General features: G+C 60.9%; 25 protein-coding genes and 1 pseudogene. 17 read left to right on the top strand and 9 right to left on the bottom strand.

Features of this window, described 5'->3' with window-relative positions; genetic code table 11:
• Positions 1 to 27 precede the first annotated feature (27 nt).
• The 5 genes from JQ586_RS24790 to JQ586_RS24770 are packed head-to-tail and all read left to right on the top strand — an operon-like array spanning position 28 to position 4,581.
• On the top strand, positions 28 to 1,035 hold the full coding sequence (locus tag JQ586_RS24790) for an ABC transporter substrate-binding protein (protein ID WP_212397234.1): 1,008 nt from the start codon (positions 28 to 30) through the stop codon (positions 1,033 to 1,035).
• 38 nt (positions 1,036 to 1,073) lie between these two features.
• Positions 1,074 to 1,889 carry an ABC transporter permease gene (locus JQ586_RS24785; RefSeq protein WP_212397233.1) on the top strand — a complete coding sequence of 272 codons (816 nt, stop codon included), beginning with the start codon at positions 1,074 to 1,076 and terminating at the stop codon, positions 1,887 to 1,889.
• Positions 1,890 to 1,892: 3 nt separating this feature from the next.
• A complete protein-coding gene (locus JQ586_RS24780) occupies positions 1,893 to 2,675 on the top strand; it encodes an ABC transporter permease (protein WP_212397232.1) in 783 nt (260 codons plus the stop codon).
• A complete protein-coding gene (locus tag JQ586_RS24775) occupies positions 2,675 to 3,733 on the top strand; it encodes an ABC transporter ATP-binding protein (RefSeq protein ID WP_212397231.1) in 1,059 nt (352 codons plus the stop codon). Before JQ586_RS24780 ends, JQ586_RS24775 begins: the two co-directional genes overlap by 1 nt.
• 8 nt (positions 3,734 to 3,741) lie before the next feature.
• Positions 3,742 to 4,581, top strand: coding sequence for a phosphodiesterase (locus tag JQ586_RS24770; protein ID WP_212397230.1), 840 nt, complete (start codon positions 3,742 to 3,744; stop codon positions 4,579 to 4,581).
• 7 nt (positions 4,582 to 4,588) lie between these two features.
• Here JQ586_RS24770 and JQ586_RS24765 read toward each other — a convergent pair whose 3' ends face one another.
• Positions 4,589 to 4,879 carry a hypothetical protein gene (locus tag JQ586_RS24765; protein WP_249148073.1) on the bottom strand — a complete coding sequence of 97 codons (291 nt, stop codon included), beginning with the start codon at positions 4,877 to 4,879 and terminating at the stop codon, positions 4,589 to 4,591.
• Positions 4,880 to 5,482: 603 nt separating this feature from the next.
• Here JQ586_RS24765 and JQ586_RS24760 point away from each other — a divergent pair.
• Complete coding sequence (locus JQ586_RS24760) at positions 5,483 to 6,220, top strand: Crp/Fnr family transcriptional regulator (RefSeq protein WP_212397229.1); 738 nt, start codon at positions 5,483 to 5,485, stop codon at positions 6,218 to 6,220.
• 135 nt (positions 6,221 to 6,355) lie between these two features.
• Positions 6,356 to 6,625 (top strand): hypothetical protein, encoded by a 270-nt coding sequence (locus JQ586_RS24755; protein ID WP_212397228.1) that lies wholly within the window; start codon positions 6,356 to 6,358, stop codon positions 6,623 to 6,625.
• Between the two features lie 56 nt (positions 6,626 to 6,681).
• On the opposite strand, the gene JQ586_RS24750 is transcribed toward JQ586_RS24755, so the two are convergent.
• The 5 genes from JQ586_RS24750 to JQ586_RS24730 form a co-directional block, all read right to left on the bottom strand.
• Positions 6,682 to 7,977 carry a TRAP transporter large permease gene (locus JQ586_RS24750; RefSeq protein ID WP_212397227.1) on the bottom strand — a complete coding sequence of 432 codons (1,296 nt, stop codon included), beginning with the start codon at positions 7,975 to 7,977 and terminating at the stop codon, positions 6,682 to 6,684.
• A 15-nt stretch (positions 7,978 to 7,992) separates the two neighbouring features.
• Entirely contained in the window at positions 7,993 to 8,505 is a 513-nt protein-coding gene (locus JQ586_RS24745; protein WP_212397226.1) for a TRAP transporter small permease, read from the bottom strand.
• A gap of 27 nt (positions 8,506 to 8,532) precedes the next feature.
• Positions 8,533 to 9,564: a TRAP transporter substrate-binding protein gene (locus tag JQ586_RS24740; protein WP_212397225.1), complete on the bottom strand. Its 1,032-nt coding sequence runs from the start codon at positions 9,562 to 9,564 to the stop codon at positions 8,533 to 8,535.
• Between the two features lie 50 nt (positions 9,565 to 9,614).
• The gene (locus JQ586_RS24735; protein WP_312017014.1) at positions 9,615 to 10,349 is read right to left on the bottom strand and encodes a GntR family transcriptional regulator; all 735 of its coding nucleotides are present in this window, start codon (positions 10,347 to 10,349) and stop codon (positions 9,615 to 9,617) included.
• 1,019 nt (positions 10,350 to 11,368) lie between these two features.
• Entirely contained in the window at positions 11,369 to 11,515 is a 147-nt protein-coding gene (locus JQ586_RS24730; protein ID WP_212397224.1) for a hypothetical protein, read from the bottom strand.
• A gap of 92 nt (positions 11,516 to 11,607) precedes the next feature.
• On the opposite strand from JQ586_RS24730, the gene JQ586_RS24725 reads away from it, so the two are divergent.
• Positions 11,608 to 12,057, top strand: coding sequence for an NUDIX domain-containing protein (locus JQ586_RS24725; protein WP_212397223.1), 450 nt, complete (start codon positions 11,608 to 11,610; stop codon positions 12,055 to 12,057).
• A gap of 22 nt (positions 12,058 to 12,079) precedes the next feature.
• Positions 12,080 to 12,529: a low molecular weight phosphatase family protein gene (locus tag JQ586_RS24720; protein WP_249148072.1), complete on the top strand. Its 450-nt coding sequence runs from the start codon at positions 12,080 to 12,082 to the stop codon at positions 12,527 to 12,529.
• Positions 12,530 to 12,709: 180 nt separating this feature from the next.
• Here JQ586_RS24720 and JQ586_RS24715 read toward each other — a convergent pair whose 3' ends face one another.
• Positions 12,710 to 12,898: a hypothetical protein gene (locus JQ586_RS24715; protein WP_312017013.1), complete on the bottom strand. Its 189-nt coding sequence runs from the start codon at positions 12,896 to 12,898 to the stop codon at positions 12,710 to 12,712.
• 326 nt (positions 12,899 to 13,224) lie between these two features.
• Entirely contained in the window at positions 13,225 to 13,467 is a 243-nt protein-coding gene (locus tag JQ586_RS24710; RefSeq protein WP_212397221.1) for a hypothetical protein, read from the bottom strand.
• Positions 13,468 to 13,558: 91 nt separating this feature from the next.
• Between JQ586_RS24710 and JQ586_RS40630 the strand changes: the two genes are divergently transcribed.
• The 3 genes from JQ586_RS40630 (at position 13,559) to JQ586_RS24695 (ending at position 17,396) form a co-directional block, all read left to right on the top strand.
• Complete coding sequence (locus JQ586_RS40630; protein ID WP_312017012.1) at positions 13,559 to 14,359, top strand: SDR family oxidoreductase; 801 nt, start codon at positions 13,559 to 13,561, stop codon at positions 14,357 to 14,359.
• 95 nt (positions 14,360 to 14,454) lie between these two features.
• Positions 14,455 to 16,551: a molybdopterin oxidoreductase family protein gene (locus JQ586_RS24700; RefSeq protein ID WP_212397220.1), complete on the top strand. Its 2,097-nt coding sequence runs from the start codon at positions 14,455 to 14,457 to the stop codon at positions 16,549 to 16,551.
• 65 nt (positions 16,552 to 16,616) lie between these two features.
• Complete coding sequence (locus tag JQ586_RS24695; protein WP_212397219.1) at positions 16,617 to 17,396, top strand: enoyl-CoA hydratase/isomerase family protein; 780 nt, start codon at positions 16,617 to 16,619, stop codon at positions 17,394 to 17,396.
• A 64-nt stretch (positions 17,397 to 17,460) separates the two neighbouring features.
• On the opposite strand, the gene JQ586_RS24690 is transcribed toward JQ586_RS24695, so the two are convergent.
• Positions 17,461 to 18,762, bottom strand: a complete 1,302-nt coding sequence (locus JQ586_RS24690; protein WP_212397218.1) for a hypothetical protein — start codon at positions 18,760 to 18,762, stop codon at positions 17,461 to 17,463.
• 1,206 nt (positions 18,763 to 19,968) lie between these two features.
• Here JQ586_RS24690 and JQ586_RS40625 point away from each other — a divergent pair.
• The 5 genes and pseudogenes from JQ586_RS40625 to JQ586_RS24670 form a co-directional block, all read left to right on the top strand.
• Positions 19,969 to 20,188: pseudogene (locus JQ586_RS40625) on the top strand (ArdC-like ssDNA-binding domain-containing protein); the annotation flags it as partial.
• Positions 20,175 to 20,474 (top strand): toprim domain-containing protein, encoded by a 300-nt coding sequence (locus tag JQ586_RS24685; protein WP_212397217.1) that lies wholly within the window; start codon positions 20,175 to 20,177, stop codon positions 20,472 to 20,474. The pseudogene JQ586_RS40625 and the gene JQ586_RS24685, both read left to right, overlap by 14 nt.
• Positions 20,475 to 21,772: 1,298 nt before the next feature.
• Complete coding sequence (locus tag JQ586_RS41340; protein ID WP_312017011.1) at positions 21,773 to 22,180, top strand: toprim domain-containing protein; 408 nt, start codon at positions 21,773 to 21,775, stop codon at positions 22,178 to 22,180.
• A gap of 370 nt (positions 22,181 to 22,550) precedes the next feature.
• A complete protein-coding gene (locus JQ586_RS24675) occupies positions 22,551 to 23,474 on the top strand; it encodes a DUF2493 domain-containing protein (RefSeq protein ID WP_212397285.1) in 924 nt (307 codons plus the stop codon).
• Positions 23,475 to 23,718: 244 nt separating this feature from the next.
• On the top strand, positions 23,719 to 24,084 hold the full coding sequence (locus JQ586_RS24670) for a hypothetical protein (protein WP_312017010.1): 366 nt from the start codon (positions 23,719 to 23,721) through the stop codon (positions 24,082 to 24,084).
• Positions 24,085 to 24,362: the final 278 nt, after the last annotated feature.

The following is a 24,362-nucleotide window of genomic DNA, read 5'->3' as shown; positions in this document are numbered from 1 at the left end:
CGCATCCCCGCTCGACCGGAGCCTCCCATGAAGACCGTGCGCCTTGTCCTTGCCCTGCTGGCGCTGACGCTGATTGCGCCGTGGCAATCTGCCAAGGCAGCCGATGTCATCTGCTACAATTGCCCGCCTGAATGGGCGGACTGGGCTTCGATGCTGAAGGCAATCAAGGCCGACCTCAACTACGACATCCCCCACGACAACAAGAATTCTGGCCAGGCGCTCGCACAGATTCTGGCGGAGAAGAGCAATCCGGTCGGCGATATCGGCTATTTCGGCGTCACGTTCGGCATGAAGGCCAAGGCGCAGGATGCGCTCGAACCCTACAAGCCCGCTCACTGGGACCAGGTCCCGGCCGGCCTCAAGGACCCCGACGGCTACTGGACGACAATCCATTCCGGCACACTGGGCCTGTTCGTGAACAAGGACGCGCTCGGCGGCAAGCCCGTGCCGGCCTGCTGGAAGGACCTGCTGAAGCCCGACTACAAGGGCATGGTCGGCTATCTCGATCCCTCTTCAGCTGCCGTTGGCTATGTCGGAGCGGTTGCCGTGAACATGGCGCTCGGTGGATCATCGACCAATTTCGACCCTGCCATCAACTTCTTCAAGGAACTGCGCAAGAACGATCCGATCGTGCCCAAGCAGACCTCCTACGCCCGCGTCGTCTCGGGTGAGATGCCGATCCTGTTCGACTACGATTTCAACGCCTATCGCGCCAAATATTCTGAGAAGGGCAGTTTTGAGTTTGTCATTCCCTGCGAGGGCTCGGTCGTGTTTCCCTATGTCGTCGGCCTGGTGAAAAACGCGCCGGACAAGGAAAAGGCCAAGAAGGTGCTGGACTATCTCCTGTCCGACAAGGGCCAGGCGATCTGGACCAACGCTTACCTGCGTCCAGCCCGTCCGATCGAACTGCCTGCGGCTGTAAAGAGCAAATTCCTTCCCGACAGCGACTATGCCCGTGCCAAGAGCGTGGACTGGGGCGAGATGGAAAACGTGCAAAAAGCCTTCGTGGACCGCTATCTCGCCGAGGTCCGTTGAGGCAATATGGCGTCCCTCGCTGGGGCACCATTCTCACGATGTCGCAAAAGTCGTTTGTCTGGCTCTGTCTGCTGCCGCTTGCGGCCGTGACGGCGGCATTCTTTCTGCTGCCGATGGCCCGACTGGTCGTCGCCGGTGCGGAAGGAGAGCATGGGCTGGCCGGGTATCTCGCCATCCTCGCCGAACCGCGCTATCGCGGCACCCTGATCAACACGGTGGTCCTGGCGGCGGCGACCACGATCGTCACGCTTGTCGTCGCGACGATTGCGGGAATGTTCCTGCAGCGGCACCGGTTTCCCGGCCGAGCCGTACTGATCGCGATGTTGACCTTTCCGCTGGCCTTCCCCGGCGTCGTCGTCGGCTTCATGATCATCCTGTTGGCCGGGCGGCAAGGGCTGATCGGCGAACTGTCGAACCGGATGTTCGGCGAGAAGATCGTCTTCGCCTATTCGATCTACGGGCTCTTCCTCGGCTATCTCTACTTCTCGATACCGCGCGTGATTCTCACCATCATGGCCGCAGTCCAGAAGCTGGATGTCGGGCTGGAAGAAGCTGCGCGCTCGCTCGGTGCCAGTCCGTGGGCGGTTCAGCGCGACGTCGTGCTGCCGGCCCTGGCGCCTGCCTTTGTGGCCTCCGGTGCGATCGCATTCGCAACGGCGATGGGGGCATTCGGGACCGCCTTCACGCTGGCGACCAACATCGATGTGCTACCGATGCTGATCTACACCGAGTTCACGCTGGCCGCGAATTTCGCCACATCGGCGGCGCTATCGGTCGGGCTTGGTCTGATCACCTGGCTGATCCTTGCGCTCGCCCGTTCGTTCAGCGGTAGTACAGTTGCCGCGGCCGGGTGAAGCATGCGCGACCGCCTGATCTTCTCCGGCCAACTCGTCTTTACCTTGCTCGTCGCGGCATTCCTCGTGGTGCCCGCGGTTCTCTCGATCTCCGCCGGCGTTACCGTCAACTATTTCCGGGGTATCCAGTCCGGCGTGACCCTGCAATGGGTGGCCCACGTCTGGGAGCTCTATGCCGGCACGATCCTGCTCTCCTTCGTGATCGCGTTTGCGACACTTGCGGTAACGCTGTTTGTCGGTGTTCCCGCTGCCTATGCTCTGCATGTGCGAGAAGGCCGACTGGCACGAGTCGTCGAGGAGATCATAACACTGCCGCTCGCGATCCCGGGCCTTGCAATTGCGCTGGCGCTGCTGTTGGCCTATGGCGGGTTCGGAAGCTTCCGCCGCTCCTGGCTGTTCATCCTGGTCGGACACGTCATCTTCACCATGCCGTTCATGGTCCGGTCGGTGATGGCGGTGTTTGCGACGGTGGATATCAAGACGCTTGATGAAGGCGCGGCCTCGCTAGGGGCCTCGGCATGGCGTCGGTTCTGCGATGTGATCGTCCCGAATGCAGTGCCGGGAATCCTGGCCGGGGCGCTGATGGTCGTAACGCTGTCGCTAGGCGAATTCAACCTGACATGGATGCTGCACACACCGCTGACGAAGACGCTGCCGATCGGGCTGGCCGACAGTTACGCCTCGATGCGGCTCGAGGTGGCATCTGCCTACACGTTGATCTTTTTCGTGATGATCATTCCGCTCCTCGTTGCAATGCAACTGCTGGCTGACAGGGACCACAAGTAATGAACGCGGGAGGACACGGCGCGGCGGTGCGGATCGAGGCCTGCGGCAAGACATTCGCTGACGGCACGCATGCCCTTGAGCCGGCGACGCTCGACATTGCGCGCAGTGAGACATTGGTGCTTCTCGGACCGTCCGGCTGTGGCAAGACGACGCTGCTGCGCATCATCGCCGGCCTCGAGGTACCGGATGCTGGCGGCAAGGTCCTGTTCGACGGAAAGGACGTGACCGGTGTTCCGATCGAGCACCGCAATGTCGGGATGGTGTTTCAGTCCTATGCACTGTTTCCCAACATGACCGTTGCGGATAATATCGGCTATGGACTGAAGATCCGCGGCATGGCCAAGGACGAACGCGCCGCGCGGATCGCCGAACTGGTCGCGCTGACCAATATTGCGGGGCTGGAGAACCGCCGCATCGATCAGCTTTCCGGCGGCCAGCGTCAGCGTGTCGCTCTGGCCCGGGCAGTTGCCATCCGGCCCGGCATATTGCTGCTGGATGAGCCGCTCACCGCCCTGGACGCGGCCCTGCGCGATCGGCTGCGGAGCGAACTCAACCGCCTGTTGCGCGAGCTCGGGATCACGACAATTTACGTGACGCACGATCAGGCCGAAGCCATGGAATTAGGCGATCGTATTGTGGTCATGCGCAAAGGCGCCATCGCCCAGATCGGAACGCCGCGCGAGGTCTACTTTACGCCGACGAATCGCTTCGTGGCGGAGTTCGTCGGAGCTGCGAATATTGTCGAGGCACCGATGGAGCAGGGTGAGCTGATTCTGCCGGGCGGGCGTTTGCCGGCCGGCGGTGAGGCGACGGCCGCGAAGGCGATCGTCATGATCCGTCCCGAGACCATTCGCGTGACGGAAGTCGGCACCGGGCCGGTATCCGCCGTTGTTGACGCCGTCAATTTCATTGGCGACCGGCTGCGGCTGGTCGTGAGCGGCGCGGCGGGCAGGCCGCTCAACGTAGATGCTCCCAACACGGTTCAAGCCAAGGTGGGAGACCGGGTCGGGCTGTCGATTGCGCCTGAAGCCATTCGTGTGTTGCCGTCCGAAAGTTGAGAAAATCAATGTCGCCGAAACCGGTGCTGATCGCCCATATATCCGACCTCCATATCAAGCCTCCGGGTGCGCTGGCCTATGGCCGTGTCGATACCGCAAGGGCGCTTGAACGATGCGTCGCCGCGTTGAACGCATTCCGGCCCGCGGCCGATTTTGTCGTCATCTCGGGCGATCTCGTCGATACGCCAACCGCTGAAGAATACGACCATCTGAAGAACCTGCTTGCCCCGCTCGAGACCCCATTTGCGGGTATTCCCGGGAATCACGATTCGCGACCGTTGATGCGCGCCGCCTTCCCGGATGCACCCTATGTCCAGGCGACTGGGCCGCTCGACCAGCACATCGAGGTCAACGGCCTCGATCTTCTGTTGCTTGATTCAAGCGTGCCTGGAAAGCCGCATGGCAACCTCGAAGCGTCGACGCTGGGGTGGCTTGACGCGACGCTGGCGACCACGCCCGATCGGCCTGCGCTGCTCTTCATGCATCATCCGCCGTTCAAAGGCGGTATCTGGCACATGGATCAACAGGATCTGTTCAATGCCGATCAACTCGCCGAGATCGTCAGGCGTCGCCCGCGCGCTCAACGGATTGCGTGCGGGCACGTTCATCGCTCGATGCTGACGGCATTTGCGGGACTCCCGACGACGATCTGCCCGGCGCCAAACCATGCCGTCGATCTCGACCTCGCGCAGCTGCTGCCGCCATCCTTCAAGGTCGAGCCGCCTGCGTTCCACATCCACGCATGGTTTCCAGGCGAGGGTCTTGGGCACGTGGTGACGCATCAGGTCCCGATCGGCGAGTTCGACGGACCGCATCCGTTCTTTGGGCCCGACGGCAACCTGCTTTGAGGCGCGATCAACCCGCGGCGGAGAACCCGGGGTTATCGAGCGGCGGCGCGCGTTCGAGGTCCGTCAGATCGCTCCGCGACATCATCTGATGCAAGCTGCGGAGTTCGTGGACCGCCTGATCCAGGGTCCGATCCGTGTCTCGAATCGTGGAGACGAATCTGGCCGTCAGCTCGAGGTCGAGCTTGGCCCGCGTCATTCCATCGCGGCTCTTCTTTCGGTCCAGCGCGCGCTTAATGGTCGTGGTGCGTGCAGCCTCCACGTCGCAGCCGAGCATGTCGGCGATCTCCTGATAGGTCATCCAAATCTGAGGCAATTTTCGCGCTCCCTTTTTGCAGGAGACTGGCGGAATGTGATGAACAGTGGGTTGCCCGGCACCTTACAATCAGGCGCATCAGGCCTAAGGCTTTGTTTTTGGTTAAGCGAACTGCCGAAAACGGCAAGGTGCGTGGAACTCTCGGGAAGGATCGCCTCCAAGCGCATGCGCTAGGCACGAGCAGCCTCTTTGTTGAGCATTCTGTGGCTCACCGTCTCTTTTTCATCGGCGTGATCGGTTCGCCGAGCACGCCGATTATCGGGCTTCCCGCGAATGAATCGGGATTTTAGCGGGCGGCCAAGGCCGCTGCCCCCGGAAGTTCGTCAGGCGAAATTTTCTACAGCACTCGACCGACTCCAGCGCAGCCGACAGGTTTGTCTTTGCAATTGCAAGTTTCGTATTCGATCTTTATTTATTGAAAATTGTATTTCCGCAGCTTTCCCGGCCAAACCGTTGGCGCCTGACCCTTGGTTGCTGTGGCACCCCGGCGGGGCTATAATCACAGCCGCTTTTCAGTGATCGCTAGCTTTATCGGCGTCCGCCCTGCTCGCGGGCCGACTGTATGCAACCCAATAGTTTTGGATGACGATGACCGGTGCGACCATAGAACGAACTGCTGGCGCGCCGCCGTTTTCCAGCAAGCTGTCCGTGCTGCGCAAGCATCCCTATTTCGCCGACCTCGAGGCGGATGCTTTCGACCAGCTCTGCCGGTACGCCAAGCACATTACGCTGAAGCGGGGAACAACGATCTTCTCCAAGGGGGACCCGGGCACGAGCCTGATCGCAGTGATCTCCGGTACGGTGAAGATCAGCATCTCGTCGCCCGACGGCCGCAACGCGATCCTGAACCTGATCGAGGCCGGTGAGATATTCGGCGAGATCGCGCTGCTCGACGGATTGTCACGGACGGCCGATGCCACCGCCAACAGCAATTGCGAGCTGTTCGTCATTGACCGGCGCGAGTTCATCCCGTTCGTGCGCAGCCAGCCGACACTTGCGATGAAGTTCATTGAGCTGCTCTGCGCAAGGTTGCGCTGGACCAGTGATCAGGTCGAGCAGGTCATCCTGCAGGATTTGCCCGGCCGTCTCGCCAGCGCATTGCTGCGCTTGAGCGACAAGCACAAGCGCGAACCACAGGCGCGCACCATCTCGATCACCCAGCAGGAGATCAGCGAGATGGTTGGCATGACGCGCGAGAGCATCAACAAGCAGCTGCGCGCGTGGGCCGCACGCGGCTGGGTGCGCCTCGAACATGGTGCGATCGTCGTGCTGAAGCCGCATGCGCTTCAGGAACTGGTCGACGCGGGATCCGACGACGGCGAATAGTCGTTTGGCGGCACGGCCTGCCGCATGCCTCACAAGTCGGTGAACTCCATAAGCTTGTGAAACCATTCACATTGATAGCGCGTGCGCTGCGGTAACTGAGGTTCGGGGGAGCACATCCGCAATGTGGAGGAATCCATGCACGGCTCTTTCGACAAGCCACCACCGGACAAGAAGAGCAGCTATCAGAGCTTCAGCATCAAGCTCGTTGCCCTGCCTGTGCTCGTCATCCTTGCGCTGATCGGCATTGTGGTCAGCCACCCGGCGGCGGTCCAATGGATTTCGGACGCGGCGCAAGCGGAATTCGTCGGATATAACTTTGGGAGCACCGATCTTGAGCCCGACGTTGCCCGGCCGGCGCAAATGGCTCGGCCGCGCAACCAAATCCGGACGGTGAACCTCTACTGATCTACAGGGCAATGCCGAGCATATGGCTGCGCGATCATGCAGCATGCGCGCGATGCTCAGTGCAGAACCTGGAGCTGCCGAGGCAGCCACAGCGAGATCTCCGGCAGATAGGTCACGCACATCAGGACAAGGAACATCACGGCGTAGAACGGCCAGATCCTGCGCATCACCTGCTCGATCGTCACCTTGCCGACCGCGCAGCCGACAAAGAGGATCGCGCCGACCGGTGGGTGGCACAGGCCGATACCGAGATTGAGCAGCATGATCATGCCGAAATGGACGGGATCGACGCCGAAATTCTTCATCACCGGAAGCAGGATGGGTGTCGCGATCAGGATCGACGGCGCCATGTCGACGAGGGTGCCGAGCACGAGCAGAAGGACGTTGATCAGGAGCAGGATGACGTACTTGTTGTCCGAGATCGACAGGAAGAACGCCGTCATCTTGGCCGGCATCTGCGTCAGCGCCATGATGTAGCCAACGCTGGACGCGCAGGCGATCAACGTCATGACCATGGCGACCGTGCGCAGCGTGCGATGCAGGAGCACGGGCAGGTCTCGCCAGCGATAGTCGCGATAGATGAACATGGTCACGAAGAAGGCCCAGATGCAGGCGACGGCGCCGGCCTCGATTGCGGTGAAGATGCCGCCCAGAATGCCGCCGAGGATGATGACCAGCGTGATCAAACCCCAGGCCGCATCGATCGTGATCCGGATCGCGTCCTTTGCCGGTACGGTCTGGCCCTGCGGATGCTTCTCGCGATAGGCGACGGCGAGGCACAGCAGGATCAGCGAGAAGCCGAGCAGCAGGCCGGGAAACACGCCCGCCATGAACAGGGCGCTGATCGAAATGGTGCCGCCGGTGGCGAGCGAATACAGCACCGCGTTGTGGCTCGGCGGAACGAGCAGGGCCTGAACCGACGAGGTGATGGTCAGGTTGGTGGCGAAGACGCGGGGGTAGCCGTTCTTCTCCATCTGCGGGATCATGACCGAGCCGATCGCGGACGTATCGGCGACGGCCGAGCCGGAGATCCCGCTCAGGAATGTCGTTGCCAGCACGTTGACGATCGAGAGACCGCCGCGCAGGCGGGTGAGGCCGACCAGCACGTCTGCGAACGCGACCAGGCGACGCGCCATGCCGCCTTCCGCCATGATCGCCCCTGCGAGCACGAAGAACGGAATTGTCAGCATCGCTACCTTGCTGACACCGTCGGAGATCTTCAGCATCACGGCTTCAAGCGGAATGCCGATCCACAGGGCGCCGACGATGGCGGCCATGGCCAGGGAGTAGGCGATCGGTATGCCGATCAGGAAGCAGATCAGCATTGTCGCGAGCAGGACGAAGATATCCATTGATGTTCCCTGCGATCAGTCGGTGGACGCGTCGCCGTGCTGTCCGATCGGGTCGGGCGGGGCACCGAGAAAGATCCGCTCGATGATGAACAGCAGCAGGCAGACGCCGCCGACGGGGATCGGCAGATAGGTGACGCCGACCGAAAGAGACGGAAAGTCGGCGATCGTATTGTGCCAGGTCACGTCGACCAGCCGCCAACCCCAGACGACCATGAACAGCGCGATCAGCCCCATCAGCAACTGCACGATCAGATCGGCGAGGGTCCGCAGGGGTGCGGGCAGCTTGCCGACGAAATAGCCGACATTCATGTGCAGGTTGAGCCGATACCCTGCGGCCGCACCGATGAACGTCACGACGATGGTCAAGAGAACGGCGAGAGGTTCGGGCCACGAGGCGGCGCTGTTCAGGACGTAGCGCGTAAACACCGCCCACGGAATCACGGCCGAAATGGTCACCAGCGCAGTGCAGCCCGTGGCAATGCATGCGAGATACAGCGCATCCATCGCGCGGCGATAGGTTCGGGCCATGTCGATGCTCCCTGCGACGCGCACGCTTTACGCCGACTGGATGCGCTTGATCATGTCCTGGTATTTCGGACCGTATTTGTCCCATACCGGCTTGACCGCATTCTGGAACGGCGTCTTGTCCGCGATCTCGACGATGTCGCACCCGGCCGCCTTGGCCTTCTCCAGCGCCTCCTGCTCATACTTGTTCCAGAGGACGCGCTCCTCCGCTTGCGCTTCGCGCGCAAGCTTCTTGATCAGGGTCTGATCTTCGGCCGACAGCGCGGTCCAGGCCTTCTTCGAGAACACCAGCACTTCGGGAACGATCAGGTGTTCCGTGACCGAATAGTGCTTCGCGGCCGTATAGTGGTTGCTGAAGACGTAGCTCGGCAGATTGTTTTCAGCGCCGTCGATCACTCCGGTCTGCAGCGCGCTGAAGACCTGGTCGTAGCCCATCGCGACGCCATTGCCGCCGAGCGCATTCATCATGTCGATGAAGATCGGATTGCCGATCACGCGGAACTTCAGGCCCTTGATGTCTTCCAGCGTCCTGATCGACCGCTTGGTGTTGTAGAGGCTGCGCGCACCGGCATTCATCCAGCACAGCGCGACCAGGCCGGCATTGCCGTTGGCGGTGATCCTGTCGAGCAGGTCCTGCCCGATCGGGCCGTCCATCATCCGCTCGGCATGCGCCATGTTCTTGAACAGGAAGGGCATGTTGACGACGTTGATGTCATCGACGATCGGGCCAACCGCGCCAGCGCTGACGCGCAGCATCTGGATCGCGCCGATCTGGGTCTGCTCGATGGTTTCCTTCTCGCCGCCGAGCTGCATCGACGGGAACATTTGCACCGAAAGGCGGTCGTTGGTGGCGGCGGCGAGCTTCTTGCCGAGGTTTTCGGTGGCGACGACGGTCGGATAGCCCGGAGGCTGCACGTCGGATGCCTTGAACACCGCCTTCGATTGGGCAAGTGCCGGTGCGGTCGACGTCGCGATCGCGGCGGCAAGACCTGCGCCCAGTTTGATCAAGTCGCGACGACCGAACTCCGCAGTGCGGTGCTGCGCCGGATGTGCAATGTCCATGTCATGTCCTCCCCTGAATGCGCCTCTGTTTCGGGCCGCAAGCTTGTTGGCTAGTTTCGCTGGTCGAAGAACTCCGGATTGTCGTGTCGCGTGGCCGAGATGTCGGCAAGCAGCCGCTCGAGATGCCTGACCATCGCAGATCCCGCAGCGGCAGGATCGCGCAGCTCGATCGCCGTCAGGATGGATGTGTGTTCCGCGATGACCTCGGCCATTCGGCCCTGCTTCGGCAAGGTCAGGCGACGGAAGCGATCGACATGAACCTTGACCTGGAGGATCAGCCTCCAGATGCCAGGGTACCCGGCGATATCAGCGATGGCGGCGTGAAAGGCCTCGTCGGCCTGGTGGAATGCTTCACGGTCCCCGGCGCTGTCGGCCTCGCGCTGACGCTCGAGAATGGAGTGCAGGTTGAGGATCTGGCTGGCACTGGCCCGCTCCGTCGCCATGCGTGTCGTGGTTTCCTCCAGCGACCTGCGGATGATGATCGCCTCGGGAAGCGCGGCCAGCGGAATGCGCGACACCAGGATGCCTGACTGCGGGAAGATCTCGACCAGGCCTTCATCCGACAATCTCAGGATTGCTTCGCGCACTGGCGTCCGGCTGACGCCGTAGGACAGCGCGATTTCGGATTCGAGGATCGGGTCGCCCGGCCGGCGCAACAGCGAGACCAGTTCGGCGCGAAGACCGGCATAGATGCGCGCCGCCGCCGTTGCCGTGCGCGGCCGGCCGGCGCGCCGGTGGCCGGCGGAGGCGCGGAGCTCTGATTTCTTTGGCGCGGTTGCCGGCACTTCTGCTCTCATAATTAATATATTAGTATATAAATCCATTGCCGATGGCAATCGGGAGTGGCGGCGACCCCGGCGTCTCGCAGGTGAAAAGGAACGTCACGAGCATTCAGGACGCGTCAACATCAACAGATATCAATGACTTAGCCGGCAACTGCACGTGACTGCCGGCGTCAGTTCCGTTCACCTTGGGTCATGTTGACGCGCATCCGGTGCTTCCCAAAAAGGATGGACTGCTTCCCATGCTCAAGGTTTCCGACGATCGAATCCGCTTCACCGACACCTTCGTGCGCAAGCTGACCGTGCCGGCCGGCAAGACCGACCACATCCCAGGTCGAACTCGGCATCGATCCGGACGAGGGGGAGGCCAAGCGGCAGGCCGACCGGGAGGCCGATGGCCGCACCTTCGAAAAGCTCGCGGAACTCTATCTGGCAGCGCAGGAGGCGCGACTGAAGCAGGGCACCCTCCGGCGGAGCACGTACATCGCCGAGGCGCGCTATTTTCGCCGGCATTGCGCCCTGCTGCAGAAGAAGCCCGTTACCAAGATAATTTTCGAGGACAATTCCTCGGTTGGTTAGATCGGCTGTCGAGCCCCGCGCTGTTTTCGATGGACCGGCGCTCGCTGACCGCGGAAGCGATTGCAATGGTCGAGCCAATTTGTGAGCAAGGCCGTCAGATATTAAGCGAAGCTAGAAAGCTCGGATACAATCCCTGCGTAAGTTTTCCCGACTGCTCACGATCGTGAGCAAAAAGGTTCGACGTGTTTGCCGCCCTCAATCTGAGCCTCCGAAGGGCATATGATGAAGCGTGCCGGCCGCGGGCTGCCGGCATGGAGCGCGCATGAATCCTCACCTAGAGGCCTTCATCTTGGAAATCGAGCAACTGTCGGCTTTCATTGAGGCCGCCAGATCTTCTCCAATTTGGAATGAGCATCTGTCGGGAATTGAGCGATGTTTCGAAGGTGTCTCGAAGCTAGATCATCCGATTGCTGTTGATCTCACAGACGCAGCGGTCCGAATCGTCACCTCGCGTCGAGATGCTCAACCAGTAACTGTCTGAAGTGGACAGCCATTTCGCGATAATGCTGTTTGGAAATAGGATCGGCTGCGCTTTCGGCGCGGCGCTCGAACATTTCGGCCTTTTCGCGGAGGGTTGACGCTTGGCTCATGATCCATCTCACGTTCGCCGCGAGTCACTTAAGGATAGGTGAACCTGTCCGGTAGGGGTGTACTTGTTACAGAACCGTAAGCCAGGAAACTTATGAAGCAGGAAATCCGAGATTTTGCCGCGGCAATCCTCGTCGACCAGTCGCGCCGGCTCCTGTTTCAGCTTCGAGATAATATCCCGGGAATTGTGCATCCCGGCAAAATCGCGTTGTTCGGAGGACGCCGAGAGCCCCCCGAAACCCCGCTTGAATGCATCGTGAGAGAAGTGTTCGAGGAGATCGGCTACAAAGTATCGCAAAGTGACTTTGAGTTTCTCGTCAGTTTATACGGGGCTGACCCGGAGAACATTGCCAAGCTTGTGAATGGGGAAGTCTTTGTTGCCCGCAACGTTCCGAGCTCTGATCTTCTGGTGACTGAGGGCAAGTTGGTAGCGATGCATCCAGCAGACCTGTCAGGAATTCGTTCGGAGATGACACCCATGACAGTGATTGCTGTAGAGATATTCCTCGCAAGCGGAGGCGCCGCCAGCATGAACGAACTTTAGATTTCGAAAGGAACGCCCGTTGTTGAATAGGATTCTCTTTCTGTGCACCGGCAACTACTATCGAAGTCGCTACGCCGAGGAACTCTTCAATCACCTCGCCAAGCTCGAGGGTCTGACGTGGCGCGCGTTCTCCAGGGGAGCGGCCGAGCGGGGCTCGCCTGACAACGTTGGGCCGATGTCGGTTTTTGCGCGTGATGGTCTCCACGAAAAGGGCATAGTTCCAGAGGGGGCAACCCGCGATCCGCTGCCGTGCTCGCTGGCTGATTTCGAAGCTGCCGCATTGGTGATCGCGGTCAAAGAGGCGGAACATCGCCCCTTGATTGAGCGTCGGTTTCCTACGGCCGCGGCCAGAGTGACGTATTGGCATGTCGACGACGTCGAGTTTGCCCACCCATCGATAGCGTTGGCCATGATCGACGAGCACGTGCGCGAGTTGGTTACTAATCTCCAAGCGGAGCAGGGACCCAGCTAGCCGTAAAACCCGATCAAAAATCTGACCATCAAGAATGCCGTCGGAGCCTGATCTCAAATTCGCTCAACTGTGAAAAAAGGACGTCATCCTCTAACGCCTTCGCCGCGACCGCCATAGCTGGTAAGCATCGTTACGCTGGCTACGCCACCCGGGCACCCCGACATGCCACAATGATCGAGATTACCGATATCCCATTCCGCCGATCGGTCCCTTGGTGTGCCAATTGAAGTCCGGCCTGACGTCGGCGCCGCGCGTCCCGCAGGCGGTACAGACAAGGCGCGGCTCGATGTCGGAGAGCCGCAGATCATCACCCCAGCGGTCGGCCATCAGCGTGATCGAGTGGCTGCATTGGTAGTCTGAGCAGTACACCAGCACATCGCGGACGGCCGGTTGTGCGCATCTCTCTGAACGTGATCTTTTGCTGCTGCATGCCCCATCGGAGCGCCGATGAGTTGCTGGCGCAAATCGTCAATCCCTCGGGGCTCGGAACGGCGGCGAGCTACTGCTTGTTGTGGCTAATGGAAAAGCTCGCAAGAAACTATCTCGGATGTGGGCGCAGCTTGGAGCTGGAATTCACAGGCAGATCAAACAATCCGCTTTCCGTGAGCGAGGATTGCTTGTCCATCCGAGGAACGAGGCGAATGAGGCGCCAAGCTTGTTTGTTTCAGGCACGGCGTACTTGATCCACGCGCCGGTCAGAAAGAAAAAACGATCTTGGATCGTTCGAGCGCCAATCGTTGATGAGGTCTTGTCTTGAGGCGACGCTCAATCGTAAGAGCCGCCCAACCGCCCTCGTCACTAAGCGCCTTCATCCAGTCGATGTCCTTGGTGTTTGCTGCAAATTTTTTTCGGAGCGAAACGATATGACGTTCGGGAAAAATAGGCTGAAGGCAGTACGCAATGGTGAAGCTTAGATTGTTATCCACCAGCAGCTTCAAGCGGCGAACTTTCGAAGATCGCACCGGAAGACGCTCTGCGAATCGCTATCTAACCGGTTGGCGAGAATCTAGATTTTGTTGGAAACCGCCGGTGGACTCGCAATTGCGAATCGTACCGGTGGCGCAACCGGTAGCGACCAGCGGCGCGCACCCGTTAACGAACGGACGAAACCGTTTTACAGGATCAGCGACATCTGCCCGAAACAAAGCCGGCTCAATCTTAATTCGCTCCCTGCCGTCTACTCCCGACCGTGGGAGCAAACGAAGTCAGGCCCCGACGCGCCGCGCCGCCCAGCGTCTGGGTCCTGTCTTTTTAGGGTGGCACAAACTGCACAACGCCTCACCCAGATCAACAAGCGGAACGAAAGCAGTTCCACCCTCCGGGTATGACACGAGAGCTCACCATTATGATCGCATTGTACGCCTCGACCGCGTCATCAATCTCAATATCAAGGGCACGGTCTGGTTCTTCCTGGCCTTCGGCCGCGTCATGGTCGAGCAGCACAGCGGCAGCCTGATCGCTTGTTCTTCGGTTCGATCAGTTACCATCGAACCGGGGCTTGCAATCTATGGTTCAACCAAGGCGGCGATCGGGCTGCTGGTGAAGGGTTTCGCCTCGGAGGTCGGGCGTTCCGGCGTCCGTGTCAACGCGATCGCGCCCAGCATCGCGGAAACCGCGCTGACCGGGCCGTTCAAGCAACGCCCGGACATCTACAATCTCTACGCCGGTCACACCGTGTTCAATCGCTGGAGCAGTGCCGACGAGGTGGCGACCGCGGTTGCGTATCTGGCATCGGACGCGGCAAGCTATGCCAGTGGCAGCACGCTGTTCGTCGACGGCGGCTGGATCGCGGTCGACGGGCCGCCCACGGGGCTGACCCAGTTGCGCTAGGTGGCGCCTGGCGCATGGCTTCTGCCTGGTTTTCGCACAGCCGGCGCAGATAAAGCCTCTCGGCTGACTCGCCGTTTGATGTTACCAAATCGACCATGAACCAGCACGCGAAGATCGATATCCGCCATTCAACGTGTCCGCACGACTGCCCCTCGGCATGTGCGCTGGACATCGAGGTCATCGAGGGGCGCTCGATCGGGCGGGTGAGAGGTTCCAAACAGCAGACCTATACGGCCGGCGTGGTCTGCGCCAAGGTCGCCCGCTACGCGGAGCGGATCCACCATCCCGAACGGCTGATGCATCCGATACGTCGCACCGGGCCGAAAGGCTCCGGCCAGTTCGCGCGGATATCGTGGGATGAGGCGCTGGATGAGATTGCGGCGCGCTTCAATTCGGCCGAACGGGAGTTCGGAGCGCAGTCGGTCTGGCCCTATTATTACGCCGGGACCATGGGGCTGGTGATGCGCGACGGCATCAATCGCCTGTCGCATGTCAAGAAATATTCCCGCTTCTATTCGACGATCTGCGCGAACGTCGGCCGCGTCGGGTTTTCCATCGGTACCGGCAAGATCGCCGGCGTCGATCCGCGCGAAATGGGCGTTTCCGATCTCGTCGTGATCTGGGGCACCAATCCGGTGAACACCCAGGTCAATGTGATGACGCATGCCATGCGCGCGCGCAAGGAGCGCGGCGCGAAGATCGCCGCGGTCGACATCTACAACAACGACACGATGAAGCAGGCCGACGTCAAGATCATCCTGCGCCCCGGCACCGATGGCGCCTTCGCGTGCGGCGTCATGCATGTGCTGTTCCGCGAGGGTTATGCGGATCGGACGTACATGGAGAAGTACACCGATTGTCCGGATGAGCTTGAAGCTCATCTGAAGACACGGACTCCGGAATGGGCATCGGCGATCTCCGGCGTGCCGGTAGAGGAGATCGAGGCATTTGCGCGTCTGGTCGGCCAGACCAGGCGCTCGTTCTTCCGGTTGGGATATGGCTTCACCCGCAGCCGCAATGGAGCGGCGCAGATGCACGCGGCGCTGTGCATTCCGGCGGTGACCGGCGCCTGGCAATATGAAGGCGGCGGCGCGTTCTTCAACAATGCCGCGCTCTGGCGCTTCAATGAATCCGTGATCGAGGGGCACGATGCGATCGACAACTCGACGCGCTGGCTCGATCAATCGAGGATCGGACGTATCCTGACCGGTGACGCAGAATCCCTGAAGGGTGGTCCGCCGGTCAAGGCCATGCTGATCCAGAACACCAATCCGATGACGGTCGCGCCGGAGCAGGCGCTGGTTCGCGAGGGGTTTGTGCGCGAAGACCTCTTTGTCGCCGTTCATGAGCAATTCATGACCGAGACCGCCGCGATGGCCGACATCGTTCTGCCCGCGACCATGTTCATGGAGCATGATGATCTCTACTACGGCGGTGGCCATCAGCACATTTCGGTCGGACCGAAGCTGATCGATCCTCCCGGCGAATGCCGTTCCAACCATGAGGTCATTCAGGCGCTCGGCCGGCGTCTCGACGCGGTGCATCCCGGATTCGAGATGTCGGGGCGTGAATTGATCGACGTGACGCTGAAGAACAGCGGCCACGGCGCCATCGAGAACCTCGAGGCGGACATCTGGCGCGACTTGCAGCCTGATTTCCGGACCTCGCACTATCTCGACGGCTTCGCGCATGCCGACAGGAAATTCCATTTCAAGGCCGATTGGGCTAATCCGCCGACCGGCAATCCCGGTCTCGGACCCTGGCAGCAGATGCCGTCACTGCCCGATCACTGGACCATCATCGAGGAAGCCGACGCGGAGCATCCGTTCCGGCTCGCTACCTCGCCCTCGCGCAGCTTTCTCAACACCACTTTCAACGAAACACCCGGATCGCAGGCCCGCGAGGGTGTGCCGACCGTGATGATCCATCCTGAAGATGCGGCGGCGCTTTCGATCGCCGACGGCGAGGCGGTGACGCTCGGCAACACGCGCGGCGAGACCACGCTGACCGCAAGGCTGTTCGACGGTGTGCGCCGCGGCGTCCTGATCGCCGAGTCGGTCCATCCGAACAAGTCCCATATCGGCGGCCGCGGCATCAACGTGCTGACCGGGGCGGAGGTGATCGCGCCGATCGGCGGTGCCGCGTTCCACGACAACAAGGTCTGGGTCCGGAAGGCGGCTCCGACCGCCTAAATCCGCTTGCAGTCTGCGTCGAACCTGCCGCAAATGTAGGCTGAAACAGCACACAGGCGGGACCCATGATCGACAACAGCGTCATTCTGGAAAAGCGCGGGCAGGCGTTCTGGATCACGATCAACCGGCCGGAGAAACGCAACGCGCTCAATGCCAGCGTGATCGCGGGCATCGCCAAAGGGTACCGTGACGCGCATGACGACAAGGACGTGCGCGTCATCGTGCTGACGGGTACGGGTGACAAGGCGTTCTGCGCCGGCGCCGACTTGCAGAACAGCGGCGCGGCGTTCTCGATGGACTATTCCCGTCCCAATGTCGACTACGCGGACCTACTGCGGCTGTCGCAGAACTCCACCAAGCCTGCCATCGCGCGGGTCGGGGGCGTCTGCATGGCCGGCGGCATGGGACTGTTGTGCATGACCGACATGGCGGTCGCCTCCGATCATGTGGTCTTCGGCTTGCCCGAGGTGAAGGTTGGCGTCTTCCCGATGCAGGTGATGAGCCTGCTCCAATCGATCGCGCCGCCGCGCCTGGTCAACGAGTGGGCTCTGACCGGCGAGCCTTTCGACGCCAAAGCCGCACAGGCCGCCGGTCTCCTCAACTATGTCGTGCCGGTTGCTGAGCTCGACGCCAAGGTCGACTGGCTGATCGGCCGCATCGTCGACAAGTCGCCGACCGCGATCCGCCGCGGCAAATACGCCATGCGCGCGATCGCCGCGATGTCATTCGACGAGAGCATCGCCTACACCGAAAGCCAGATCGCGCTGCTTGCAATGACCGAAGACGCCAAGGAAGGCCTCAAAGCCTTCGGCGAGAAGCGCAAGCCGTCATGGCCTGGACGGTAGAGCGCCGACCCCGATTTACTTGATCATGCCATTCTGGCACTTGTTGATCTTTGAAGAGCCAGACTTATTTGGTTGGGCACTGGGGAGTGAGTTGATCCGCGGGGGAGAGCGCCGTTCTGTTTCGCTCTCCGCGGCGCTTCTTAGTGGCCACAATCAGCTGCCTGGACGTGCGCTTGGCATATGGCGGTAACTGCTGATTCGAGCGATGGCGACCGGCAGTTCGTAACTCTGCGTCCGTGAGGTCGCTATCGGCTCCTTCGGTGAAGCCACCGTGACGAAACGAAGTAAAGGAAAGCTCGTGTCGAAGCCCGGCTGTCACAACTATCCTTTTGACCACACTTCGAAGATACCGCAGGTCCCTACGCTCTGTGATCCATGGAAGCGGAATGCTCGACCTGCGATGTGCATGGTCTCGCCGAAACGCCAGTCCTGAGGTGACGGATGCTTTGATGGCGTCGAGCTCTACCATCAACTCAGGGAAAAGCGGCTCGCCGATCTCGTCAAAGAGAGGCCACCAGGCTTCCTCATTGTTCTTCGGGTGCAATATCCTGACTCTATCTGGTCGCGGTTCGGGCCGGTAGTGAGCAACTTCGAAAACGCCGAACACGTGTTCCTCGCGCTGCAGCCATTCCCAGCTTAGAAGCGCAGCTGTACCAATAGAGTGGTATCCAAGTTTCGTGGCGCAGCGTCTAAATGCGACGAGCTCATCCCAGGTCGCCGTAGGCGTCTCACGCACCGGCTGGCCTGGCGAGCGGGATTTCAAGCCCATCCGCGAGAACGGGTTTACCTCCGGTACCTTCGTCTCTTGGGCGCGCTGACCGACGTACCAGGCTCGCCTGCAAGCGGTCATGGCCGCATTTGCGAAGCGTCGGCGCTCGCGTCTGGTGATGTTGCCATTTTCGTCTTCGTCATCTACGACGAGCAACTTTGCATAAATCGAATCGACAAATGCTTTGGTGAAATCAGAGATCTGCTTTGAGCCAGCTCGGCTGCCATCTCTCAGCATGTGGTTGGCGAACAGCGCCAAGCCTTGGCCGTAAAGGCGCTGTGTTTTTCTATCGATTTCATTCCACTTATGGTGCGCCTTGAAGACACCGACAAGCCAGTCGAAGGTACCGGGCGCTGGTGAAACTGGAACCATGTCAGTCAATCCTCCGGAACGCCAGCTGTCGAAGGCCGGCAATAGGATATTTTCGGCTCGGCTCGCGGCGGCCGCAAAATTCTGCCCCAGCGCTTCTGCGTTGATGTGGCAGCCCTGCTCGCGGGCCCAAGTCGGGGGTTCAAAAAAGTACGCCCATCGACCGCATTTCAACCGTTTTGACCGACAGTAACGCGGCAACTTCAATGCAGAGTTCTGAGTTTTCATACGAGAGAGGCCAAATCCTCGCCTTGCGATCTATCCGGATTTGTCGCCTTGGCAGGCGCGGTGAAGTGGTCGATCACGGCCTTAGACCAAACTGGCTGTCGAGCGCGGCCAACTCCGTGATAGCCGGTTGGCGGTGGGGCTTGCCCGCGGGCGACGGCGCGCGCGAGTTCACAAGTATCGTTACAATCGAGATAGGCTGCGACCATGTCGGCTCGCATGAGCGCGGGCCATGTGCCTACGGGCGGATAACGGGCGGGGAGTGCGGAGCGGGATGTCATGAACGCTAGCTTGCTCGGCAACGCGTCAACGGTCTAAATGGCTGGCCCGAGGGGACGAGACATCGTCGAGAGCATCCTCCTTCGTGCGATGCATCGGAGCGCACCATTTCAGATACACGGGTTGAGCTCGATGCCCTTTTGTGTCTTTTGCCCGCATGTTCCCAATCTTTCTTGTCAAGCGTACACGGGAATCGAAACACACGAAGGCAGCAAAGAAAAGAGTCGCTAATAGCCGGTGCGGCTATCGGCTGGGTTAGAGCGCAAATGAGTAGTGGGAGCCGATTGGAGAGGGGCGTGCGGCGCAATTGCCTGGAGCCGTGGCGGCAGCGATCGACACACGGGTCGAACTCCACTGACTGCTCCAGCTGCTCACAAGTGTCAGAGGCATACGGTAGCTTAGTGCCGCTCAACGAGCATGGCGCTGTGCGCAGCCCACATGCGTCCGCTCGGCGAGAGACAACTGATTCTTGCGAGTCGTCAGTCATCTTTCCGACAGGCGTGCCGCTCGCCTGACATCGAGGGCCACAACAGGTCCTCCCTTTGTCGGAATTGAAAGCGTCAACCTGAACTTGAGCTGCACAAATCGATTCGATCCGTCCTGGGTGATCGATTAGATCGAGACGAACAGGCCTTGAGCAACCGAGTGCTGTGATGCGCTGTTTGTGGGAGAACGATTGCGCCCTAAATGCGGGACCACGAGGTAACTGTCAGACCAATCTTGGCGACGTGATTGCACGGGCCCGAGTTGGACGTCGCCCTGGCGGGCCGGGCTTTCGGCTGCGCTGAAACTCCGGCTTTGCCGGATTTTCACCCTGCGGACTTCCATCCCTGACGCAGTGCGTGTGGTGGGGACGGAGATCCGCGCGCAAATGGACGCACAAGGCTTAGAGAGTAACAGGGTGGTCGTGGGAAGCCGTGAGGGGTTGAAGCTGCGAGAGAGGCCGGCTTCTCTGGCCAGAGCTGGCTCACATATCGTCAGGCGCTCGTGCTCGGCGGTCATATTCCGCAAGGGTGAATCCGGCACGACAGTCGTCTATGCTGATCGTTTCGTACCACTCAACGAAAAGCGTCGAGCATACGGGACCGGCAAGGAGGCGCAGGCCATTACATTTTTGAAGCGCTTTACGATCTACTATGCCGATGGTTGCTGCCCTATCAGCCAGCCACCTCGCCGCCTTACTGCTCCCGCTGTCGCTGCGTAGACTTTACATCGCTTCCGATGCGGATGCTGCGGGAATGGCTTCGGCAGGGATCCTGACGACCCGTGCAGAAGCCGCCGGTATTGAAGTGCTCATTCTGTCGCCTTGGCTCGACGACTTCAACTCAGACCTGCGCACATTGGGAATCCAAGAGTTTGAGGCTGCCTCGAGGGCGCAGTTCCTGGCGCAGGACTTTGCTCGCTTTGCGTCTGTGGCGACGACCGATACAAGATAGTGACGGCGAGTTTGGACGCGATATCATCAACGTTCTCGCCGTGAGGTCGCCTGTCGGACGAAGTCGCCGTCTCGCCTTATAGAAGTGTGATGGGACCGCAGGTGGCTTCGCCCGGCAATGGCTCTATCCGGCTGGAAGCTACTCGAGCGGCTGATTATGAGCGTTCGCGGAAGAATACGTCGCTACTCAGCCATCGGCGAGCCCAATGTCTACTCGTCGGTCATAAGGTCTGTGCGGTGGATGGCGGTAGTCTGGATCGAGCTTATCAGGCTTCGGGAAATCCCCTAGGAAGCGCTTTCGCTACGTTCTCCAAGGCGGGTTCGAAAGTTTCCGCAAGGTCCTTGAAGATCGCGCGTACGACAGAGGTCCCTACGCCGGAAAGCTCGGCGGTCTGTATGAAGTGCCGAGGCTGGATCGCGTTCACGGCGTGGTGACGGCTTTTGCCGGCGGACATCGCAAGCTTGAACGCTTTTGGTTGGATCTGCTTTGCGTCGAGACCGGGTCTGCGTGCGGCGACAATCCCATGCGAGACAGTCTGCGAAGATCTGGAGCCTCTCCTGTACGTAGCGCGCCCCCCAATCGTGGGTCGGGTTTTACTCTCCTCGCTTTCGCGGCTGTCACCGACAGCATCTCGGCTGCGCCTAACGATCCCTCGCGCAAGCCGTCAGGAGTTCCTCGCCGGGGCACTCGGAAAAGGGTCCCGTCGTCATGAAAGCGTGCTGGCGTCGTTATCATTGCCGCTGCCCGAGGTGCCGTTTTAACCGGCCTCGATCAGTTACGATTCTTTCAGACCTTGAGTGGCCGGGTGTCCGAGGAGGATATCGCCGCTCGGCACCCCGTAATGTCGGCCATCGTGACGCAACGACTTCGGCTGTCGTACGTGTCGCCAAAGATGCACGACGACTATGCCGCAGACCGCATGACCTTCGATTCTTGCGAGGTCGCCGAGGAGGATTCTGAACTTGGTATGTTTAGGGCAGCAATTGGTTCCGAAACCCATTCGATCGTCAGTACCCACCGGTCGCAGGATGCCGCCCATCGGCATTTCGCAATATCGAGGGGAAGGTGGTAGAGACCCAATCGCGGCGTCGCGGAATAGCCAATGCCCACCATGGTGGCAGGCTCCGCTTCCACCCACGTTGTTACTATCGCCCGAACGAGCATTTGGCGACCGAGACCTGGCCCGCGATGATAGCCTCCGTTACGAATCTCGAAGACGGATCACCGGCCTGCAACGCACCGGCTCGATCCAGACGGCTTTGATCGGCAAAGCTCCGATCGACACGCCACGACGGGCCATGGGCGACCTGCTCGGCAACACCATTCGCTTCGGCGTGGCGGACGACGTGCTCGCTGCCGGTGAGGGGATCGAGACTGTTCTGTCACTGAGTTTCGTTCTGCGGCTCTTGCCCATGACCGCTGCGCTATCGGCCAATCACCTCGCAGCGATGTTGCTGCCGTCGGGCTTGCGTCGGCTCTATGTCGCCCGCGATGACGATGCCGCGGGAGATGCCGTACAGGAAGCGCTCACCCGGCGCGCGGAAGAGGTCGGCGTTGAAGCGATCCCGCTGTCGCCTCGGCTGGGCGACTTCAACGAAGATCTGCACACCTTCGGCCACAAGGCCCTCCGGGCAGCGTTGCGGCTTCAACTGGTACGAGAGGACGTGGTCCGCTTCCTGCACTCGTCGTCGGTAGCTGCGGAATAGTCCGGTACTTCGAATGGCGTCAACAGGTCGGTCCCGGAGAGGCCCAATCCTGGAAGAGTACGCGACCTCGGCCTTCTAGAGGGCGATCGGACGGCAAGCGGCTCGGGCCGGCAATGGCTGCGACCGGCTATTTTCCGCCGCGCGCGGGCGATGGAAAGGTACATTGGCCATCTGGCGGGCGCGCTTTGCATCGCGAGGCAAAATAGCCGGCCTTCGCCATCCTCCGCTGCCGCTTCGGCCCTCCGCTTTCGCCTCCGCCCTCCGGGCTTCGGCGAACATGCCGCTCCGGGTTCTGGCCCGCTCCGCCCGCCGTCTGAGTGATCGCCACGAAGGCCGCGATGGGCGCGGCCGATCCGGAAGGACCTCTCTCATGACCGACCATGACGACATCGAACCATCGCACGCTGCATCTCCGACCGAACACGCTCTCTCCGAATTGCAACTCTTCGGTTACCGCCCCTTCGACGACCAGCCCGATCCACGGCCGCTTCCCGAGGGCAAGATCATCGCCGGCGCCGTCGCTGACATCTTTGATGCCCTGGTCGCGACGTTGAGTGATACGCGGCTCGAGCCGGACCTTGACGATCTGCTCTGGTCGACCGTCAACCTGTTCCACCGTGCAGTCGACCGCATCGAACGCCAGCTCGACGATAACGAACAGGCGCAGCAGAACAGCCAGCGTGAGCAGGACGGCTCTGAAGTTCGATCAGTTGAGCTCGAGCGCGCGACGGTGGAAGGCATCACACTGATTGAGCGCCGCAACTGCCTGGAGCTCTTTCGCGACCAGGCCGTCGAGCGCTTTGAGACACACACCGGCTCATTCTGGCGCCCCCGATCGGGATCGCTGGTGAACCACCGTACCTTGACCGCCGCGATGATCGATTCCCGCGACTTCATTGCAGCCAGGCGTCGCGCCAAGAATGAGGTCATGCTGCCCTCAGGACCGAAGATCGCACTCACCGGAGGGCTCGACTTCAACGATCACCACCTCATCTGGGATCGTCTCGACAAGGTTCACGCCAAGCATCCCGACATGGTCCTGCTCCATGGCGGCTCCCCAAAGGGTGCCGAACTGATCGCCTCCAAATGGGCGACCAGCCGCAAAGTGCCCCAGATCGCTTTCAAGCCCGAATGGACGAAACATGCCAAGGCCGCACCCTTCAAGCGCAACGATACTTTGCTCGAACTTCTGCCGATCGGCGTCATGCACTTTCCCGGCACGGGAATCCAGGACAACCTTGCCGACAAGGCGAAGCGCCTCGGCATCCCCGTCTGGAGGTTTGGCGGCGCGTGAGCGCCGTCTTCCAGCCTGTAAACGACGAAGCGGAGTTGCATGCGTCGCAACCCCGCCTCCTTTTGGCGTCATATCCAGAGTCGCGCCGTGGTGGCGGAAGGCGCGATTGGTAGATCTATGCAAGTTGAGCCACCCATGCTCGCCCTTGGGCTCATTCTCAACGCACTCGGAATCGGTTTGTTTTGCTGGGCAATCTTCGCGCTCGCAGTGTTGCTCTGCCGTTTTCGTCGCACTGAGTGCCGGGGTGACGGCGCTTCAGAGCGGCGCCAGCGTTGCCGGCGCGCTACTTATCGGAACGGCCGGTGGAACACTCACGCTGGTCCTTGGTCAGGTCGCCGTTAGTCGGTCGTTGGCTTTGCGCTTCGTGATCGCGACGGCATTCGCTGTTCCCGCCGCCGCCGCCGGCTATCATGTGGTGTTCGCCCTGTCCCAGATCGGGGTGCCTTCGCCGACTTGGCGTGAGGTCTTCGCTTGCCTGGGCGCGGTTTGCGTTGGCGGCGCGGCGTGGATGCGCCGGACCGTTTTTGCGGAGACCCACCCGCTCGAACCGGGTGGGATGGTGCAGAATCCGTCCCGGCCAATTCTTACGCGCGCTACGCGCGAGGGGTGACCGCTCACCGTCTTCGTCGTCGAAAAGTTCGCGTAGACGGGGGCGTTGAGGGGGGTCTGATCGGGACCTGAGTGGGGACGGGCAGTTCCTCTCGGAGTGCCTCGGACAAGCCGCGGCCGTTTCAGTCCGACCCACATTGCTGCGGTAGTGCGGCGTGCCGCTCCTTTCATTCCCTCGGAGACGATACCGCCCTTTGCAGCGGATTGTTTCTCTTTCTGCGCCAGATCATTTCGACATCTTGTTCGGCACAACCGAGATACGCCACGTCTTCTCCCGAG

The organism is Bradyrhizobium jicamae, assembly GCF_018130215.1.
Classification (GTDB): domain Bacteria; phylum Pseudomonadota; class Alphaproteobacteria; order Rhizobiales; family Xanthobacteraceae; genus Bradyrhizobium; species Bradyrhizobium jicamae_A.
Note: the sequence above shows the minus strand (reverse complement) of the source record. Positions and strands in the feature narration are given on the sequence as shown.

Coding starts and splice junctions, on each gene's coding strand:
- JQ586_RS24695 (WP_212397219.1), top strand. CDS start 16,617: ATGATCGACAACAGCGTCATTCTGGAAAAGCGCGGGCAGGCGTTCTGG.
- JQ586_RS24675 (WP_212397285.1), top strand. CDS start 22,551: ATGACCGACCATGACGACATCGAACCATCGCACGCTGCATCTCCGACC.
- JQ586_RS24770 (WP_212397230.1), top strand. CDS start 3,742: ATGTCGCCGAAACCGGTGCTGATCGCCCATATATCCGACCTCCATATC.
- JQ586_RS24690 (WP_212397218.1), bottom strand. CDS start 18,762: ATGAAAACTCAGAACTCTGCATTGAAGTTGCCGCGTTACTGTCGGTCA.
- JQ586_RS24685 (WP_212397217.1), top strand. CDS start 20,175: ATGCCGATGGTTGCTGCCCTATCAGCCAGCCACCTCGCCGCCTTACTG.
- JQ586_RS24760 (WP_212397229.1), top strand. CDS start 5,483: ATGACCGGTGCGACCATAGAACGAACTGCTGGCGCGCCGCCGTTTTCC.
- JQ586_RS24765 (WP_249148073.1), bottom strand. CDS start 4,879: ATGACCTATCAGGAGATCGCCGACATGCTCGGCTGCGACGTGGAGGCT.
- JQ586_RS24790 (WP_212397234.1), top strand. CDS start 28: ATGAAGACCGTGCGCCTTGTCCTTGCCCTGCTGGCGCTGACGCTGATT.
- JQ586_RS24725 (WP_212397223.1), top strand. CDS start 11,608: ATGAAGCAGGAAATCCGAGATTTTGCCGCGGCAATCCTCGTCGACCAG.
- JQ586_RS24755 (WP_212397228.1), top strand. CDS start 6,356: ATGCACGGCTCTTTCGACAAGCCACCACCGGACAAGAAGAGCAGCTAT.
- JQ586_RS24730 (WP_212397224.1), bottom strand. CDS start 11,515: ATGAGCCAAGCGTCAACCCTCCGCGAAAAGGCCGAAATGTTCGAGCGC.
- JQ586_RS24750 (WP_212397227.1), bottom strand. CDS start 7,977: ATGGATATCTTCGTCCTGCTCGCGACAATGCTGATCTGCTTCCTGATC.
- JQ586_RS24700 (WP_212397220.1), top strand. CDS start 14,455: ATGAACCAGCACGCGAAGATCGATATCCGCCATTCAACGTGTCCGCAC.
- JQ586_RS24745 (WP_212397226.1), bottom strand. CDS start 8,505: ATGGCCCGAACCTATCGCCGCGCGATGGATGCGCTGTATCTCGCATGC.
- JQ586_RS24775 (WP_212397231.1), top strand. CDS start 2,675: ATGAACGCGGGAGGACACGGCGCGGCGGTGCGGATCGAGGCCTGCGGC.
- JQ586_RS24780 (WP_212397232.1), top strand. CDS start 1,893: ATGCGCGACCGCCTGATCTTCTCCGGCCAACTCGTCTTTACCTTGCTC.
- JQ586_RS41340 (WP_312017011.1), top strand. CDS start 21,773: ATGGGCGACCTGCTCGGCAACACCATTCGCTTCGGCGTGGCGGACGAC.
- JQ586_RS24785 (WP_212397233.1), top strand. CDS start 1,074: ATGTCGCAAAAGTCGTTTGTCTGGCTCTGTCTGCTGCCGCTTGCGGCC.
- JQ586_RS24740 (WP_212397225.1), bottom strand. CDS start 9,564: ATGGACATTGCACATCCGGCGCAGCACCGCACTGCGGAGTTCGGTCGT.